At 70.2% G+C, this 17,235-nt stretch carries 18 protein-coding genes; 11 read left to right on the top strand and 7 right to left on the bottom strand.

Going from position 1 to position 17,235, the window contains the following annotated elements; translation table 11 throughout:
- Together hemW and M3M54_RS04390 are read right to left on the bottom strand one after the other, a co-directional pair.
- Nucleotides 1–1,131, bottom strand: a complete 1,131-nt coding sequence (gene hemW, locus M3M54_RS04385) for a radical SAM family heme chaperone HemW (RefSeq protein ID WP_249020967.1) — start codon at nt 1,129–1,131, stop codon at nt 1–3.
- Between the two features lie 34 nt (nt 1,132–1,165).
- Nucleotides 1,166–2,356, bottom strand: a complete 1,191-nt coding sequence (locus M3M54_RS04390; protein WP_249020968.1) for an MFS transporter — start codon at nt 2,354–2,356, stop codon at nt 1,166–1,168.
- Nucleotides 2,357–2,495: 139 nt separating this feature from the next.
- On the opposite strand from M3M54_RS04390, the gene M3M54_RS04395 reads away from it, so the two are divergent.
- Nucleotides 2,496–3,236 carry an HAD family phosphatase gene (locus tag M3M54_RS04395; protein ID WP_249020969.1) on the top strand — a complete coding sequence of 247 codons (741 nt, stop codon included), beginning with the start codon at nt 2,496–2,498 and terminating at the stop codon, nt 3,234–3,236.
- Nucleotides 3,233–5,596, top strand: coding sequence for a glycoside hydrolase family 65 protein (locus tag M3M54_RS04400; protein ID WP_249020970.1), 2,364 nt, complete (start codon nt 3,233–3,235; stop codon nt 5,594–5,596). Before M3M54_RS04395 ends, M3M54_RS04400 begins: the two co-directional genes overlap by 4 nt.
- On the opposite strand, the gene M3M54_RS04405 is transcribed toward M3M54_RS04400, so the two are convergent.
- Nucleotides 5,523–6,035, bottom strand: coding sequence for a GNAT family N-acetyltransferase (locus M3M54_RS04405; protein WP_249020971.1), 513 nt, complete (start codon nt 6,033–6,035; stop codon nt 5,523–5,525). The genes M3M54_RS04400 and M3M54_RS04405 overlap by 74 nt on opposite strands.
- 60 nt (nt 6,036–6,095) lie before the next feature.
- On the opposite strand from M3M54_RS04405, the gene M3M54_RS04410 reads away from it, so the two are divergent.
- Complete coding sequence (locus tag M3M54_RS04410; RefSeq protein ID WP_249020972.1) at nt 6,096–7,391, top strand: MFS transporter; 1,296 nt, start codon at nt 6,096–6,098, stop codon at nt 7,389–7,391.
- Here the strand turns inward: M3M54_RS04410 and merA are convergent.
- Nucleotides 7,365–8,963 carry a mercury(II) reductase gene (merA, locus tag M3M54_RS04415; RefSeq protein ID WP_249020973.1) on the bottom strand — a complete coding sequence of 533 codons (1,599 nt, stop codon included), beginning with the start codon at nt 8,961–8,963 and terminating at the stop codon, nt 7,365–7,367. The genes M3M54_RS04410 and merA overlap by 27 nt on opposite strands.
- Before the next feature lie 56 nt (nt 8,964–9,019).
- Between merA and M3M54_RS04420 the strand changes: the two genes are divergently transcribed.
- From M3M54_RS04420 to M3M54_RS04455, 8 genes are all read left to right on the top strand, one after another.
- Nucleotides 9,020–9,430 (top strand): helix-turn-helix transcriptional regulator, encoded by a 411-nt coding sequence (locus M3M54_RS04420; RefSeq protein WP_249020974.1) that lies wholly within the window; start codon nt 9,020–9,022, stop codon nt 9,428–9,430.
- Nucleotides 9,431–9,533: 103 nt separating this feature from the next.
- Nucleotides 9,534–10,106, top strand: a complete 573-nt coding sequence (locus M3M54_RS04425) for a peroxiredoxin (protein ID WP_249020975.1) — start codon at nt 9,534–9,536, stop codon at nt 10,104–10,106.
- Entirely contained in the window at nt 10,103–10,330 is a 228-nt protein-coding gene (locus M3M54_RS04430; protein ID WP_249020976.1) for a hypothetical protein, read from the top strand. Before M3M54_RS04425 ends, M3M54_RS04430 begins: the two co-directional genes overlap by 4 nt.
- Nucleotides 10,327–10,953: a hypothetical protein gene (locus M3M54_RS04435; protein ID WP_249020977.1), complete on the top strand. Its 627-nt coding sequence runs from the start codon at nt 10,327–10,329 to the stop codon at nt 10,951–10,953. The genes M3M54_RS04430 and M3M54_RS04435 overlap by 4 nt, the downstream gene beginning before the upstream one ends.
- On the top strand, nt 10,946–11,626 hold the full coding sequence (locus M3M54_RS04440) for a redoxin domain-containing protein (RefSeq protein WP_249020978.1): 681 nt from the start codon (nt 10,946–10,948) through the stop codon (nt 11,624–11,626). The genes M3M54_RS04435 and M3M54_RS04440 overlap by 8 nt, the downstream gene beginning before the upstream one ends.
- Nucleotides 11,627–11,641: 15 nt before the next feature.
- Complete coding sequence (locus tag M3M54_RS04445; RefSeq protein WP_249020979.1) at nt 11,642–12,010, top strand: BlaI/MecI/CopY family transcriptional regulator; 369 nt, start codon at nt 11,642–11,644, stop codon at nt 12,008–12,010.
- Nucleotide 12,011: 1 nt separating this feature from the next.
- Nucleotides 12,012–13,016 carry a M48 family metalloprotease gene (locus tag M3M54_RS04450; protein WP_249020980.1) on the top strand — a complete coding sequence of 335 codons (1,005 nt, stop codon included), beginning with the start codon at nt 12,012–12,014 and terminating at the stop codon, nt 13,014–13,016.
- A 32-nt stretch (nt 13,017–13,048) separates the two neighbouring features.
- On the top strand, nt 13,049–14,098 hold the full coding sequence (locus tag M3M54_RS04455; protein ID WP_249020981.1) for a dipeptidase: 1,050 nt from the start codon (nt 13,049–13,051) through the stop codon (nt 14,096–14,098).
- Nucleotides 14,099–14,162: 64 nt separating this feature from the next.
- On the opposite strand, the gene M3M54_RS04460 is transcribed toward M3M54_RS04455, so the two are convergent.
- From M3M54_RS04460 to M3M54_RS04470, 3 genes are read right to left on the bottom strand one after another with little or no spacing between them, the layout of a single operon-like run.
- Nucleotides 14,163–15,161 carry an aldo/keto reductase family protein gene (locus tag M3M54_RS04460; protein ID WP_249020982.1) on the bottom strand — a complete coding sequence of 333 codons (999 nt, stop codon included), beginning with the start codon at nt 15,159–15,161 and terminating at the stop codon, nt 14,163–14,165.
- The gene (locus M3M54_RS04465) at nt 15,133–16,770 is read right to left on the bottom strand and encodes an FAD-dependent oxidoreductase (RefSeq protein ID WP_249020983.1); all 1,638 of its coding nucleotides are present in this window, start codon (nt 16,768–16,770) and stop codon (nt 15,133–15,135) included. Before M3M54_RS04465 ends, M3M54_RS04460 begins: the two co-directional genes overlap by 29 nt.
- On the bottom strand, nt 16,770–17,180 hold the full coding sequence (locus tag M3M54_RS04470; RefSeq protein ID WP_249020984.1) for a nitroreductase family deazaflavin-dependent oxidoreductase: 411 nt from the start codon (nt 17,178–17,180) through the stop codon (nt 16,770–16,772). The genes M3M54_RS04465 and M3M54_RS04470 overlap by 1 nt, the downstream gene beginning before the upstream one ends.
- Between the last annotated feature and the right edge of the window lie 55 nt (nt 17,181–17,235).

Here is a 17,235-nt window from a genome sequence, read left to right on the forward strand (position 1 = left end):
TCAGGGAGTGAGCTCGCGGATCACCGCGTCGGCGAACAGGCGCCCACGGCGGGTCAGCTCCACCCGGCCATCGACGACGATGACCCGCCGCCGCGCCAGCTCGCGCTCGAGCGCGCTTTGGCCGGCAGCGCTCAACCGCCCAAGCTCGAGCCCGCCACGCTCGCGCAGGCCAAGCATCACCGTCTCCAGCTCGCGCTGCTCGACGCTCAGGCGCTCCTCACCCGCGGCGGGTGAGCGGCCGGCCGCCAGGCGGGCGGCGTAGTGGGCCGGCTGGCGCACGTTCCACCAGCGCCTGCCAGCGACGTGCGAATGCGCCCCAGGACCGATCCCCCACCAGTCATGCGAGCGCCAGTAGCCGATGTTGTGCCGGCAGCGCGCCGCTTCCGAGGCGGCCCACGAGCTGAGCTCGTACCACTGAAAGCCATGCGCCTCAAGGACCTCGTCGGCGTACGCGTAGCGGCGCGCCTGCACGCCATCATCCGGCTCGGGCAGCGCCCCGCGCGCGACCGCTCGCCCCAGCGCGGTGCCTGGCTCGACGGTCAGCGCATAGGCTGAGACATGGTCAACGCCACAGGCGAGCGCGGCCTTGAGCGAGCCTGCCCAGTCGGCGTCGCTCTCACCCGGCGTGCCGTAGATCAGGTCCACCGAGACGTGAGCGAAGCCTGCCTCACGCGCCTCGCGCGCGGCCGCAGCCGCCCGTCCCGGCGTGTGCGCCCGGTCAAGCGTCGCCAGCACATGTTGCGCGGCCGACTGCATGCCCATCGAGACGCGCGTGAACCCGCCGCGGTGAAGCGCGCTCAGCAGCTGCGGATCGACAGTCTCAGGGTTGGCCTCGGTGGTGACCTCCACCCCATCCTCCAGCCCGAACGCATCGGCCACCGCTTCAAGCAGCCCGAGCAGCGGCTCGGCGCCGAGCAGCGTCGGTGTGCCGCCGCCAAAGAAGACCGTCGACACCGTCCGGCGGCCCAGCTCTGAGCGCGCCAGCGCGATCTCGCGGTGCGCCGCCTCCAGGTAGCCGAGCGGCTGGGCGGCGCTGGTTGGGACGTAGGTGTTGAAGTCGCAGTAGCCGCAGCGCGCCGCACAGAAGGGAACGTGGATGTAGATCCCAAACGGGGTGTCACGCTCGTCCATACAGCAATGATGGCGACAGGCGGCGAGCTTCAGCTCACCGACGATCGGGGACCGTCGCGCGAGCAAGGCCCGGGGAAGCGGGGATCCAGCGCCACAACGCTACCCCCGCGGCGACCCCGACCAGGCCGCTGACCACCAGGCCATTGCCGAGCCCGCCGGCACCGGTGGCCAGTGACAGGATCACCGGGCCGAGCGCCGCCCCGGCGTCGGCCAGCTCGCGCCAGACCGCGAGGAACGTGAGCCGACCAGCAGCCGGGGATACGTCGGCGGCCAGGGTCATCACGATCCCAGAGCCGATGCCGTTACCGAAGCCCATCAGCATCGCGACCAGGATCAGCGTGAAGAGGCCGTGAGTGAGCGGCATCAGGATGCACGCAAGCCCCATCACCACCGCACATGGGACCGCGACGATCCGCCGGCCGTGGCGGTCCATCACCCTGCCGGCCGGGTAGAAGGTCATGGCGTCCACAGCCCCGGCAATGCCGTACACGATCGAGCTCTCGGCCGGTGAGATGCCGATGTGGTGCGCCCACAGCGGGATCACGGTCTGGCGCGTCTGCCGGATCGCCGATAGCAGCAGCACACCCAGTCCGAGGCTGGCAAAGAGCCGCCAGTGCTCTCGCACCACCTTCCGGGTCGTGACCTGAGCGCCGGCCAGTCGCTGCTCGGGGCTCAGTTCCAGGTCGGGCGCGCGGTGGACCACCAGCGCCGCCAGGAGGATCGCGACCACGCCGACCAGGTAGGCCGCGCGAACGCCGCCGAAGGCTGTTGCCAGCGCGCCGAGAAACGGCCCGACGAAGACGCCGATGCGCATCGTGCCGCCGAGCGTCGAAAGCGCGCGGGCCCGCATCTCGGGCGGCACCATCTCGGTCAGGTATGACTGGCGCGCGAGGTTGTAGACCGAGCTTGCGCAGCCGACCAGGAAGACGCCGCTCGCAAACACGACAACCGACCCGGGTCCGCGCCCGAGATAGACCACACAGAGGGCGAGACCGGCGACCGTCACCGCAGCTGCTACCAGCATCGCGCGACGCTCACCAACCCTGGTTGCGAGGATCCCCGACGGAATGTTGGTGAGCAGCGAGCCGATCCCGAGCAGCGAGCCGATGAACGCGGTCACCGCGGTGCTTGCCCCGCGCTCGTAGGCTGAGGTGACGATCACTGGCAGCATCGCGCCGGCGGCCAGGCCGAAGAGCGCTGCGGGCGCAAAGGCGGGCAGAGCCACCGATCGCAGCCTGAACTGGCTCTCAGCGCCCGACCGCCGGGGGTCGCGAGGCTGTCGCGCTGCGCGCTGGCGTCGGGCCATGGTGGCCAGCTTGCCAGCTGACGCTCGCAGGTGTCACCCTGTGGGTAGCACGAAGACCATGCTCGGACTACCAGAGAAGATCCACGCGCTGCTGTTCGACATGGACGGCGTGCTGACCAAGACCGCCACGGTCCACGCGCAGGCATGGAAGCAGGCGTTTGACGCCTTCCTGCGCGAACGGGCGGCGCAAACCGGCGATCGGTTCGTGCCCTTTGACGCAGAGTCCGACTACGACGAGTACGTCGACGGCAAACCACGTGAGGATGGCGTGCGCTCTTTTCTGGCTTCCCGCGGCATCGAGCTGCCGGAGGGCAGGCCCGAGGACCCGCCAAGCGCCCGGACCGTGCATGGGCTCGGCAACGACAAGAACGAGCGGATGCTCGCGCTGATCCATGCACACGGCGTGGAGCCCTATCCCGGGTCACTGCGCTACGTGCGCGCGGCGCAGAGCGCCGGGCTGCAGGTGGCGGTCGTCTCCTCCAGCACCAACACCCACGAGGTGCTCGCCGCCGCCAGCCTGGACGAACTGTTTGCGACGGTCGTCGACGGGCATGTCGCTGAGCGCGAGCAGCTGGCCGGCAAGCCAGCCCCCGACACCTTCCTTGCCGCCGCACGCAGACTGGATGCCCCGCCCGATCAGGCGGCGGTGTTTGAGGACGCGCTGTCGGGCGTGGCGGCCGGACACGCTGGGCACTTCGGTTACGTGGTCGGCGTCGACCGTGTAGGCCAGCGTCAGGCGCTGCTCGAACACGGCGCCGACGTCGTCGTCAGCGACCTGGCGGAGCTGCTCAGCTCTTGATCAGCCAATCCACATACCGCATCGAGCCCTGGGCAGTTCGTGAGAGCGAGCTCGACCTCGAGCGCCTGGCTCAGGCGGAGTCGCTGTTCGCGCTGTCAAACGGTCACGTCGGTCTGCGCGGAAACCTCGATGAGGGTGAGCCCAGCGGCCTGCCCGGCACCTACCTCGGGGGTTTCTGGGACACGCGCCCGCTCCCCTATGCCGAGGCCGGCTACGGCGACCCTGAGCAGGGGCAGATGGTCGTCAACGTCACCGACGGCAAGATCATCCGCTTGCTCGTGGACGACGCGCCGTTCGACGTGCGCTACGGCACGCTCGGACGCCACGAGCGCGTGCTTGACCTCCGCGCTGGCACGCTGCAGCGCGAGCTGGAATGGACCACGCCCGCACGCAGCACGGTGTCGGTGCGCTCGACGCGGGTTGTGTCGCTGGTGCAGCGCTCAATCGCCGCCATCCGTTATGAGGTACAGGCACACGACCAGCCGGTCCGGGTCGTGGTGCAGTCCGAGCTCGTCGCCAACGAGCGGCTGCCCGACTCAGATCGGGATCCGCGCGCCCAGGGAACACAACAGGCAGACCTGCTCGCCGTTGGTCACGACGCCAGCGATCTGCGCGCACTTCTGGTGCACCGCACCGCCGGCAGCAACCTGTACCTCGCCGCAGCGATGGATCACCAACTGCAGACACCGCTGGGCGCGGTGCACGAGGTCGAGGCTGCCGGGGACGTGGCGCGGATGACGGTCAGTGCCAGGCTCGAGCCGGGGCAGTCGCTGGTGCTCGTCAAGTTCCTGGCCTACGGCTGGTCGCGCGAGCGCTCCGAGCAGGCGCTCGGCGACCAGGTCATCGCGGCGCTGACGCAGGCAAGGGCAACCGGCTGGGACGGGCTGCTCGATCAGCAACGCGCATACCTGAACAGTTTCTGGGAGCGCGGTGACGTGGAGGTCGAAGGCGACGCCGAGCTGCAGCAGGCCGTGCGCTTCAGCCTCTTCCACGTCCTGCAGGCGGCGGCACGTGCGCAGCAGCGGGCGATCGCCGCCAAGGGCCTGACCGGTTCCGGCTACGACGGCCACGCCTTCTGGGATACGGAGTCATTCGTTTTGCCGTTGCTCACCTACACCCTCCCCCAGGCCGCCGCCGAGGCGCTGCGCTGGCGCCACTCGACGCTCGAGCTCGCGAGCCGCCGCGCACGGGAGCTGCGACTCGCCGGCGCCGCCTTCCCGTGGCGCACGATTCACGGTGAGGAGAGCTCGGGCTACTGGCCTGCGGGGATGGCGGCGTTTCACATCAACGCCGACATCGCCGCCGCGGTGGAGCGCTACACGCACGCCACCGGCGACGAGCAGTTCGAGCGGGAGGTGGGCCTTGAGCTGCTGGTGCAGACCGCGCGGCTGTGGATCTCGCTCGGCCATTTCACCGGTGACGGGCACTTTCGCATCGACGGGGTGACAGGGCCCGACGAGTACAGCGCCGTTGCCGACAACAACGTCTACACCAACCTGATGGCCAAACGTAACCTCGCCGCGGCGGCGGCGGCGGCGGCGCGCCAGCGGGAGGCGGCCGTCGCGCTGGGTGTCGCAGAGGACGAGCGGGCCGTCTGGCTTGAAGCCGCCGACGCGATGACGATTCCGTTCGACGAGCGCCTTGGGGTCCACTGCCAGGCCGAGGGCTTCACCGACCACGCGCGCTTTGATTTCGCTGCCGCCGGCCCCAAGAGCTACCCGCTGATGCTCCACTTCCCCTACTTTGAGCTCTACCGCAAGCAGGTCGTCAAGCAAGCCGATCTCGTGCTCGCCATGCTCGTCTGCTCAGACGCGTTCACGCCCGAGCAGAAGCTCGCAAACTTCAACTACTACGAACCGCTGACGGTGCGCGACTCGTCGCTTTCAGCCTGTACCCAGGCGGTCATCGCGGCCGAGGTGGGCTACCTCGAGCTGGCCCACGCCTACTTCCGCGAGGCGGCGCTGATGGACCTGGATGACCTCGAGCACAACGTCCGCAACGGGCTGCACATCGCCTCGCTGGCCGGCGCCTGGATCGCCGCCGTGGCCGGGTTCGGGGGCATGCGCGACGACGGCGCCAGGCTGCGCTTCGCACCGGCGCTGCCCGAGGAGATCAGCCGGCTGCGCTTCCGCATGCTCTACCAGGGCTCGACGATGCAGGTGGCGATCGACCGGCAGCAGGTGATCTACACGCTGCTCGATGGACCGGAGCTCACGCTGTATCACCGCGATGAGGCGTGCCGGCTGACGGTAGACCAACCGCTTGCACGACCGCTTGCCCTGCCCGTCAAGCGCTCCAAGGCCCCGCGTCAGCCGCCGGGGCGCGAGCCGCGCCATCAGCACCGACACGCCTCCACATGACGATATGGGGTCCGATCAGCGGCTCTTCGAAGACCTCTCCCCAGGCGCTCATCCCACCGCGCTCGTAGAGCCCTCGTGCGGCGATGCGCGCATTGCACCAGAGGATTCCGCCGCCAAGGCCGGCGACGTGCGCGACGTGCGCGTCAAGCAGCGCGCCGCCGATGCCGCGGCTGCGGTGCTCGGGGGCAACCGCCATGCCGCGCAGACGCCAGGCGCCCCCGTCGGGCCTGCCAAACGGCGGCTCGTCCGGGGTCAGCACCGCCACGCCGATCACCTCGCCCTGGCCGTCGAGCGCCGCGAACGCGACCGTGCTTGACGCCGTCGCGTCCGGCGGCAGGTAGGGCTCATCCGCCGGCAGATGGGGTCGTAGCACCGCGCGGCGCAGCGGTAGGGTGCGCGCGACCGCCACCCGGCAGACCGTGTAATCAGGCCCGACCATGTCCAGCGATGCTCGCACACAGCGGTGGCGGCTCGCGCGGCGACGGTAACCTCGCAGCTCGTGCGCGGGGAGATCAGGGCCAGATCACACTCCCTGCGCGAGCTCGTGCACGCCGCCGGTGGACCCGCGCTGGTGCTGGCCACGATGCTCGACGCCGCCGGCACCGGACTGATCGCACCGCTCACAATCCTGTACTTCGTGGTCGGCGTGCGCCTGCCGGTGGGGCTGGTCGGAACCGGCATGACGATCGGCGGAGCGATCGCGTTGATGGCCGCCCCGCTGGGCGGCCATTTCGTGGACCGAGCCGGCTCCCGGCGGGCGCTCCTGGTCGGTTGGAGCGCCGCCGGCATCGCCGTCGCAGGCTACGCACTGGTCCGCAGCTGGCCCGAGCTGATCGTGGCGGTGAGCGCGCTCGGGATCGCCACCAGCGTCGGCGGCACGGCGCGCTCGACGCTGCTCTCAGCGCTCGTGGCGCCGGGCGACATAGCACGTGTGATGGCCCTTGTGCGCGCATTTCGCAACGTCGGCTACGGTGTCGGCGGGCTGCTTGCCACCGCCGCGCTCGCGGCCGGACACCAGGGTTTTCTCTTTGCGATCTACGGCGACGCGGCGAGCTTCCTGCTGGGCGCAGCGCTCGTGCTGGCGGCGGGCCGGCGACTGCGGTCGGTCTCCGGGGACAGCGCACAGCCCGGCCGTGCGCCGAAGGGGCTCGGTGGCTCCCGAGGGCGCCCGGTCACCCTGCGCACCGTGCTTACCGACCGGCGCTTTGTCACGCTGGGCCTGCTAGACGGGCTCACAAGCTTTCACCAGGTCGCCCTGCAGGTCGCCCTGCCGCTCTGGGTGGTGCTCTTCACCCACGCCCCGCGCGAGCTGGTCGGGTTGCTTTACACGCTCAACACGGCACTCGTGGTGCTCGCGCAGGTGCGCGTCGCTCGCGGCGTGCGAGTGCTCGCGCAGGCGCCTCGCGCGCTGCTCTACACCGCGATCGCGATGGCCGGCGCAGGCGCTGCCTTCCTGGGCGCCCACTATGCCGGCGCGGTGGCCGCCACCGTGCTGCTCGTGGCAGGCGCGACGCTGATGACGGCGGCCGAGATGCTCTCCTCGGCCGCCAACTGGATCGTGACCTACGCGCTGGCTGACCCCGAGCACCGCGGCAAGTACCTGTCGGTCTACTCAATGGGCGCCGGGCTCGGCAGGGCCGCCGGACCGTCGGTGACCGCAGCGCTGGCCAGCGCCGGAGCGCTGCCCCTCTGGCCGGTGATCGCCGCGATCGTCGCCGCCGGAGCACTGCCGACAGCCGCGATCGCCAGGGCGGCGCAGGGTGCTGTCTCAGGCAGCGCAGCAGGAGAGCTTTGAGACGTCACGCCCGAAGGTCTGGGCGGCGAGCTTGAGCCCTTCGGCCATCGTCAGGTACGGTGCCCACGTCGAGGCCAGGTCGGTGACGGTCATCCCGGCCTTGATCGCCAGCACCGCAGCCTGGATCACCTCGCCGGCGGCGTCGGCGATGACGCTCGCGCCAAGCAGCCGCCCGGTGTCCGCTTCGGCCACGAGCTTGAACAGCCCGCTTGTGTCGCCGTTGACGAGCGCCCGCGGGATCGCCTCAAGCGGCAGGATCGTTGTCTGCACGTCAAAGCCCTGCTCGCGCGCCCGCTCCTCGGTGAGGCCCGCCAGCGCGATCTGCGGGCTGGTGAAGATGATCTGCGGCAGGTTGGCGAAGTCAAGGCGCTGCTCGTCGCCGCCCAGCGCGTTCTGCGCGGCGGCCGCGCCGCCGGCGGCGGCGACGTAGACGAAGCGCGGCTGGCTGGTGACGTCCCCGGCGGCGTAGATCGACGGGACGCTCGTGCGCTGGTCGCGGTCGACGAGGATCGCGCCGCTTGAGTCGGTGTTCACGTCCACCGTGTCCAGCCCGAGGTGCTCGCTGTTCGGTTGACGGCCGGTCGCGACGAGGATCTGGTCGACGTGAACCTCCCGGGTCTCAGCGCCCACTTGGACCTCGAGCACCTTCTCGCCGTCCTCTGAGCGCACGCGCCGCGTGTGCGCGTGCTCAAGCACCGTGTGCCCCTGGTCCTCCAGCACCTGCCGGATCATGGCGGAGACCTCAGGCTCGGAGCGCGGGGTCAGCGCCCGCCGGGAGATGAACGTCACGTGGGCGCCGAAGTTGCCGAACATCTGTCCGAGCTCGAGGCCGACGGAGTTTGCGCCGATCACCGCCAGCCGTCGTGGCGGCTCGAGCACCTCGAGCGCCGAGGTTGAGGTTAGGTAGCCGGCGGCTTCCAGTCCCTCGATCTCAGGGATCGCCGGCCGGGCGCCGGTGGCGATCAGGATCGCGCGGCCTGAGATCGTCTCACCATCCACCTCCACGGTGTGCGGGCCGCTGAGGCGTGCGGCGCCGGCGCGCAGCACGATGCCGTACTCGTCGATCAGGTCGATGTACTTCTCCTGGCGCAGGCGCTCCACGAGTGCCGCCTTGACCGAGACCGCGTGACGCAGCGCACCCGCCTGACCGCCGTGCTTGAGGGAGGAGACCAGCAGGCTCTTTGACGGAATGCAACCGATGTTCACGCAGGTGCCGCCGATCGTGCCCATCTCCAGCATCAGCACGCTGTGGCCCAGGTCGCGGGCGCGGATCGCGCCGGCAAAGGCCCCGCCTCCGGAGCCCAGCACAATCAGGTCGTAGTCGTAGCTGTCGCCATCGGATGCTGGGCCATCGGCGTTTGCCGGCTCACGCAACCCAGCGACACGGTAGTGGGTGCCGTCAAGCGCCCGGTTCATCTCCTCCAGGCTCGGGCCGCCCGGGGCGATCGTCCCGGCACCGGAGCGCCAGTCGATCTTCACCGCGTGCGCGCCCGCTCGTTCTAGTCCCTGCCGCACGTGCACGGCACAGTCCGCGCACGTCATCCCCTCGATCACCAGCTCGACATCCGCCATGTGCCGTCCTCCATGCGCAATCGCTCATATTCGTAACTTCGTATACGATACACACCATGTCAACCGACACAGCACCGAGCCTCGCCCCAGAGCCTGTCGGCGCGGTAGCCGATCTCCTCGCCGATGCCCCTTTTCGCCTCCCCCGCGAGCCCACCGAAAACCAGCTGCTTGCCAAATACTTCCGCGCCTTCGGCGACGCTACGCGGCTTCACATCCTTGAGCTGCTGGCCGACGGCGAGCTCTCGGTCAATCAGATCGTCGCGCAGGTGAACACAAGCCAGCCGCGCACCTCCGCGCACCTTGCGTGCCTGCGCTGGTGCGGGTTTGTGACCACGCGCCGCGAACATCGGACGGTCTACTACCGCCTGGCCGACGAACGCGCCCGGCAGATGCTCGAGCTCGCCCGGGCGATGCTGGCCGGCAACGCCGAGCACGTCGCCGCCTGTCGCACGCTCGGCGGCTGCTGAAGCGTCGCGCCGAGTCCGGGCTGCAGCCCGCTTCTACAATCGTGTAGTCTCTCTACAGATCTGTAGAAAGCCGGCAGGATTCGGAGGCCACGTGGACAGACTCATGCTTAGACCCAGGCTTGTGGGTGGCGCGGTGACCCTGGGACTGGTGCTAGCCGCCGCCGGCGGCGTCGCTGGCATCGCCACCAGCAGCGCCGGAACCGTGAAACCGAGACAGATCGCGGCGAGGCGCACGACGCGCGAGGCCGCCTTCACCTTGCTTGACGGTCGGCAGACGAGCCTAGGAGCGTTCGCCGACCGGCCGCTGATGGTGTGGTTCGTGGCCAACGGCTGTGCGAGTTGCGCGGTCAGCATCCCGACCGTCGCGCGCCACCTGTCGGCCTTTCGGGCCGCCGGGGTGCATGTGCTGGTGCTCGGCATCTATGGGGAGTTCGGCCGCGGCAAGGGGGCGGACACGCAGCTCGCGCAGTTCGGAAGCTCGACGGCAGGCCGCAGCTTCCACAGTCTCGTGTGGACATGGGGCGTTGCCTCGGCCCGGCTGACGACGATGTTTGACCCGGGCGGCATCCCCGATCAGTACTTCCTGCGCGACCGCGCGGGCCTCACGCTCTACCGAGGTATCGCGCCGGTCTCAACGATCCACGCTCTGCTGTCTCACCTGAAGGAGATCTCATGAAGCCACAGTCCGAGCCGAGGTCCGGCGGCGCCGCGTGGCTCGTACTGCTGCTGCCGCTGCTGTGCTGCGGCGGTCCCCTGCTGCTGGCCGCCGCCGCCACACTCGGCGCGATCGCCTGGGGTGCGCTGGGCGCCGCGGTCGCGCTGCTGGTCGGTGGTGGTGTCGTTTTGGTGCGGCGCCGTGCGCGGCGCTGCTGCACTCCAGAGACCCGAGGGTCCCGATGACGACGCTCTCCTCGGACGTCGCGCAGCGTTCCAAGCCGCGCGCCGCCCTCGCGTGGCGCACGCTGGCGCGGGACGTGGCAGCCGACAGGGTGGCGCGCACCGTGTTCGCGGTCGCGGCCCTGCTGATCGCTGTCGGCTACTCGCTGCTCCTGCCGTTCGCGTACACGCAGCGGATTGAGCTGGCCAATTGGAACTACCTGAATGCCCGATACGTGGTCTTCAGCGTGGCATTCGCGGCGGGCCTGGCGTGGCTCGTCGCGCTTCAGGTCTATGCGGTGCGTCGCGTCGCGGCAGCCGGCCCCGCCCAGGCCGCGGGTCGAACGGGCCCGCTGGCCGGGCTCGCGGCGGTCGCAAGCGTGCTGCCGAGCCTCTTGTGTTGCAGCCCGATTCTGCCGACCCTGGTGGGGCTGCTTGGCCTGTCTGCCACCGCCCGCCTGACCACGACCGGAACCCTTCAGCACTTCTTCGCGACCGACGAGACCCTGGTCCTGGCTGGCGCGCTCGCGCTGCTGGTGCTCAGCGGTGCCTGGTCGATGCGGAAGGTCTCGCGCGCAGCCTGCCTGGCCGACGGCTGTTGCACGCCGGAATCAAACAGCTCCCAGGGAGGCTCAGACCATGAGTAAGCGATCAGCCAGGCGCCCGGTGCCGCCCACCGCAAGAGGCGGCAGACAACAGTCCGCCAAGCCGCCGGCGAGCACCCGTGGCGCTCGCCGGCCGCTGCGACACTGGGCGCTCGGCGCCTCACTCCTTGCCGCGGTGGTCGTGGCTGTGGCGATCTACGCCGGCAGTCAAAAGGCTTCCACGCCAACCATCGCCAGCGGGTCGAGCGCGCAGTCCTCGGCCACGGCGCAGCTCGCACCGGACGGAACCTACAGCACGCTGACGGGCCTGCCGGGCTCGGTCTCGGCGTTGCGCGGTCATGCGACGCTGCTGTGGTTCGTAACCACCTGGTGCTCGAGCTGCCAGGCCGGCACCCAGGCGATGCGCGCCCAGATCCCGAAGCTCGCCGCCCACCACGTGCAGGTCGTAGAGCTGGAGCTCGCGGGCGACCTCGGCCAGGCCGGCCCGCCCATGACCGAGTTCGCCAGCCAGCTGGCCGGCGGGATGGTTCATGATCCCGCCTGGACCTTCGGCACCGCCTCCCCCACGCTCACCCGGACCTACGACCCGAACGGCTACCTTGACATCTACTACCTGCTCACCCCGAGCGGTCGCGTGGCCTACATCAACAGCAGTCCCGCGGCGACCATGGGCGCACTGCTGAACGCGGTTGACAAGATGACCCAGCATGCCTGAAAACACGCCACAGCCATGAGCGACGCACGCCGCTACGTCTGCGGGCACCGCCTGCCAGCCCTGGAGGCCGACGTGCTCGAGCTGCTGCTCGCCGCGCCCGGGCCGATGACGGTCGGCGAAGTGCAGCAGGCGCTGGCCGGTGCGCCTCGCGCCCACACCACCGTGTCAACGTTGCTCACGCGGCTCAGTGACCGCGGGCTGGTCAGCCGCCGGCTGCGCGAGCGCGTCTACGAGTGGTCGCCCGCCGGCAGCGCAGAGGAGCTGACGATAGCCGCGCTGCACGAGGTGCTGGACGGGGTCGAGAACCCCGACGCGGTTGTGCTCGGCTTCCTCGACACGGTCAGAGGCAAGCGCACCCGACATCCCTCACAGGACCCGAGATGACATGGATGCCGCGTCGATCACGATCCTCGCTCTGGCGCTCATCCTCTCCTTCCTACCGGGCCTGATCGACCACTGGGCGCTCAAGCACGGCGCGTCGCCCGAGACCCTGATCGGCCTGGCGATCGTGACGCTCGCCGGGATCGCGGCGGTCCCGGTCGCGTTCCTGATCTGCGCCAGCCGTCCCGCAGCCGCTCACGGCCCGAGCACGGCCACGGGCATCATCGCCGTCGTCGGCCTGCTGTTGGTCGCGGTCGCCGCGGGCCGAACCCTGGCGCGCGCGACCCTGATCCGCCGCCACTGGCAGGCGCTGGCCGCAATCGCCGCCGCGCTGGCGCCGGCAGACCACGACACCGATGTGAGCGTGCTTCCGGTCGGTGAGCTGCTCGCATTCGCATCTGGTACCCACGCGTTCGTCTCTCAGGGCCTCGTCGACCGCCTCAGCCCAGCCGAGCGACGAGCCGTGATCGAGCACGAGCGCGAGCACGCCCGGCACGGTCACGGCCGCGTGCTGGCAGCGGCCAGCGCCCTGACCCACGGGATCTTCGAGCTCACCCCTGCGAAACGCGCGGCGCAGATCATCGACCGCGAGCTCGACGTGCTCGCCGACCGGGCGGCCGCCCGCCGCCTGGATGACCCGCGTGCGGTTCAGAGTGCCCTGCACACGATCGCAACCACAACCACGCAGCCCAACGGCTCCGACCAGGACACCCTTCAGCGAAGGCTCAGGCACCTCGAGCCAGACGCGAGTGCCCACAGCCGCGTGGTCGACCGTACCGTCAGGCTGGCCACCCTGGCGATCGCCGCCGGGGTCCTGACCGCCATCTGCCTCTCGATCCACACAACGAACATCTGGCTAGGTGTCGCGGCCTGCTCGCTGTTGGTTATGAGCCTCTACGTATTCACGCGCCCGGTGCTCGCGCCACGTGGAGCCGTCGCGCCTGTCCCAGCGACACACACGCAGCGCGAACGCACCGCCGCGGACCTGGGCCAGACACAGCAGCGCTGAGACAGAGCCGCGGTCTCTGCCAAGCTGTCTGGGTGCCCAGCGAGTCCGCCCACCAGATCCCGGTCTTTGACGGCCACAACGACGCGCTCACACGCCCCGACCACGCGCGGCTGGCAAGCGGCCGCGAGGGCGGACACCTGGACCTGCCACGGATGCGCACGGGCGGCGTGCGCGGCGGGATCTTCGCGGTCTTCGTGGAGTCAAAGCGCGCGGCTCGCGAACCGGTCGCCGAGACGCCGGGCGCCTTCTACGAGCCTCCGGCTGCACGCGTGCCATACCCGCGCGCGGCCGCGGTGAGTGCCGCAACAAGCGGCCGCCTGCTTGCGCTCGAGCGCGAGGGCGCGCTGCGGATCGCGCGTGACGCGACGGACCTCGACGTGGCGCGCGACGGTGACGGGCCGCCGGTTGCGGTGCTCCACTTCGAGGGCGCCGAGGCGATCGACGCGGAGCTCGAGAGCCTCGAGACCTGGTATGCGGCAGGCCTGCGCTCGCTCGGACCGGTGTGGAGCCGCCCCAACCGCTTCGCGCACGGCGTGCCGTTCGCCTTCCCCTCCTCCCCCGACACCGGCCCCGGGCTCTCGCCCGACGGGCGGCGGCTCGTGCGCCGCTGCGCCGAGCTCGGGATCGCCGTCGACCTGGCCCACATGAACGAGGCCGGCTTCTGGGATGTCGCCGCGCTCGAGGCCGGGCCGCTGATCGTCAGCCACACCGGCGCGCACGCGCTTGCCGCCAACTCGCGCAACCTGACCGACCGCCAGATCGACGCGGTCGGTGCGAGCGGCGGCCTCGTCGGGATCGTCTTCTCCTGCTACTTCCTGCGCGCCAACTACGCCAACGACCCGGAGGGCACACCGCTCTCGCTGATCGTCGCCCACGTGCGCCACGTCGCCGAACGGGTGGGCACGGCGCACGTCGCGTTTGGCTCGGACTTTGACGGAACCACGATTCCGGCCGCACTCGGTGACGTCGCCGGGATGCCGCGGCTGCTTGCCGCGCTCGCCGAGGGCGGCTTCAGCGACGCCGAGATCCGCGCCATCGCCTGGGACAACTGGCGGCGCGTGCTCGGCGCCTGGTGGCGGTAGCGGGCGCGGCCCCGGAGGGGGCGGCCGTCCAGCGGGACGGCCGCCGGTGACAGTGCCGGAGCGCTCAGCGGTGAAGCACGCCCTCGCGCGCGAACGGGGCGAGCGTCTGCCCGCGGACGGGCGCGTCGCCGAGCGCCTCGTCGATCGCCCGCAGCACATCGGCGGAGAGCTCGATGCCGGAGGCCGAGGCGTTGGCGTGGACCTGCTCGGGGCGGGAGGCGCCGACGATCGCCGAGGCGAGCTCGGGGCGCCGCAGTACCCAGGCCAGCGCGAGCTGGGCCAGCGTCAGGCCCTGCTCGGCGGCGATCGGGCGCAGGCGCTCCACCGCCTCGAGCGTCTTGTCGTTCATCACCAGGCCCATCGCCGAGCTCATTTCGTTGCTGGCCGCGCGTGAGTCCTCCGGGTGCGGCTGGCCCGGCCTGTACTTGCCGGTCAAGACACCCTGCGCAAGCGGCGACCAGACGATCTGTGAGATCTGATGGCGCGCACAGAGCGGAAAGACCTCCGCCTCCGGTGCCTGCCAGAGCATCGAGTACTGCGGCTGGGAGGAGACGAACAAATCGGGACCGGCGATGTCAACGGCGGCCTGGATCTGCTCGGGCGTCCACTCACTGAAGCCCAGGTAGCGGGCCTTGCCCTGTTTGACCACGAGCTGGAGGGCCTCGATCGTCTCCTCGATCGGCACCTCGACATCGAAGCGATGCGCCTGGTAGAGGTCGACGTGGTCGGTCTGCAGACGCGCAAGCGAGGCGTCGATCTGCTTGGCGATCTGCCCCGCCGAGAGACCCTTGTCCTGCGGGTCATCGGACATCTGCCCGTGCACCTTGGTGGCGAGAATGTAGGAGTCGCGCGGGTGCTTTGAGAGGATCTCGCCCCAGGCGCGCTCGGCGGCGCCGCGGCCGTACACATTGGCGGTGTCAAAGAAGTTGATCCCCGCCGCAAACGCGGCCTCGGTGCAGGCGCGGGTCTGCTCGAAGGCGACCCCACCGGCGTAGGTGAGCCAGGCACCGAGCGAGATCTCGGATACCTCAAGGTCAGAGCTGCCCAGCTTGCGATAGCGCATCGCGTGCCTCCGGTGTGGTCTTGTTCGGTATGAAGCTGATCGCGCGCTCCGCCATCGCCGTGATCGTCAGGCTCGGGTTGGCACCGACGTTCGCCGGCAGCGCCGAGCCGTCGCAGACCAGCAGGTTCTCGTAGCCAAAGACCCGGTGGCGGGCGTCGATCACGCCGCTCTCCCGGTCAGCGCCGATCACCGCGCCGCCGAGGATGTGGGCGGTCAGCGGGATGCCGAGCACCGCCTCGGTGATCCCGGAGTAGGCGGTGCCGCCGACCCGGCGCGCGAACCAGCGGGCCGCGTCGTAGGCGGCGGGGATGTGGTCGGGGTTGGGGTGATGCGGGTCCTGCTCGGTTGTGAGCGTCACCGCACCACTGCGGCGGCGGCGCTTGACGCGCAGGCGCATCGAGTTCTCGAGCGACTGCATGACCAGCAGGATGATCGTGCGTCTGGCGCTGCCGCGGATGCGCAGCGCCGAGAGCGCCTCGCGCGGGCGCCGGATCACGCCGAGCGCGAAGTGAAGCGGCCGCGTGCCACGCCCGCCGGAGGTGACCATCAGTGCCCTCAGCAAACTCTGGGTGTCAGCACCCGCGCCGTAGGTGACGACCTCGATGTGCGTGTCGGCGTCGGTGTGGATGCTAGAGCTGATCGCGACTGACTCGCTGAAGTCATAGCCCGAGCCCTCGGGTGCGGTGACCGCGACGATCGCCTCGCTGTTGGTCCTGACCAGATCGCCGAGGCGATCCGAGATGCGAGCCAGGGAGCCGTTCAGTCGGCAGCGTTGCAGCAGACGGTTGGTGCCAAGCGCGCCGGCGGCGACGATCACACCGTGGGCGCGCGCGCTCGCGCGCCCACGGGCAAGGAGCGCGCCGGAGCGTTCGTGGACGACCTCGTAACCGCCGGCGCCGCTGTCGTCAAGCGGACGGATGTCGGTCACGGTGCGCTCCGGCAGGATCTCCACGCCGAGGCGCTCCGCAAACCAGAGGTAGTTCTTGAGCAGCGTGTTCTTGGCGCCGTGCCGGCAACCGAGCATGCAGCTGCCGCAGCGCAGGCAGCCGGTGCGCGCTGGCCCCTCCCCGCCAAAGTACGGGTCCTCGACACTGCGGCCGGGCTCGCCGAGGAACACCCCGACCGGCGTCCGCGTGTAGGTGTCTCCCACACCGACCGACTCGGCGTACTCGCGCAGCAGGCGGTCGGCGACCCCGTCGCGGTCGTACGCGGTGACGCCCAGCATCCGCTCAGCCTCGCGGTAGTGGGGCTCGAGCTCGGCTTGCCAGTCCCCCAGGCCGGCCCATTGCGGGCTCGTGAAGAAGCCCGGCCTGGCACGGTAGAGCGTGTTTGCGTAACCGAGGCTGCCACCCCCCACACCACAGCCGGAGAGCACGAACAGGTCACGGAAAAAGGTGGTCCTCAGGATCCCGCGCATGCCGAGCTCGGGCAGCCAGTGGTAGCGGGCGAACTGCCCGGTGCGCTGCGCGAAGTCCTGATCGGCGAAGCGCCGCCCGCTCTCGAGGATCGCGACCCGGTAGCCCTTCTGCGCCAGGCGCAGAGCACTGACGCTGCCGCCGAAACCCGAGCCGACGATCAGCCAGTCGTAGTCGAACCCCGGCTCGCTCATCACCTGGGGGTGAGCGCCACCACCGGGATCTTGCGGGAGGTCTGCTCCTGGTACTCCCGGAAGTTCGGCATCAGCGACGCCTGACGCTCGTACAGGCGGTCGCGCTCCTCGCCGGTCAGCTCAGTTGCGGTGACCGCGATCGTTTCGGTGCCGACCTCGATCGTGGTGTCCGGGTGGGCCTTGAGGTTGTGAAACCAGGCGGGGTTCTCGGGTGCGCCCCCCTTGGAGGCGAAGATCAGGTGGCGCTCGCCGTCGGCCAGGTAGACGAGCGGCGTGACCCGTTCTGTCCCGGACTTGGCGCCCCGGTGGTGCAGGAGCAACAGCGGCGCGCCGTCGAACGGGCCACCAACCCTGCCTCCGTTCTCGCGGAACTCATTGATCACCTGCGTGTTGAAATCGACCGCTGACATCGTGAAGCGCTCCCTCGGGACGGTTACCGTGTTCGGTAGACACTGTGACACGCGC

Origin of the sequence: Conexibacter sp. S30A1 (assembly GCF_023330665.1) — a bacterium.
GTDB lineage: Bacteria > Actinomycetota > Thermoleophilia > Solirubrobacterales > Solirubrobacteraceae > Palsa-465.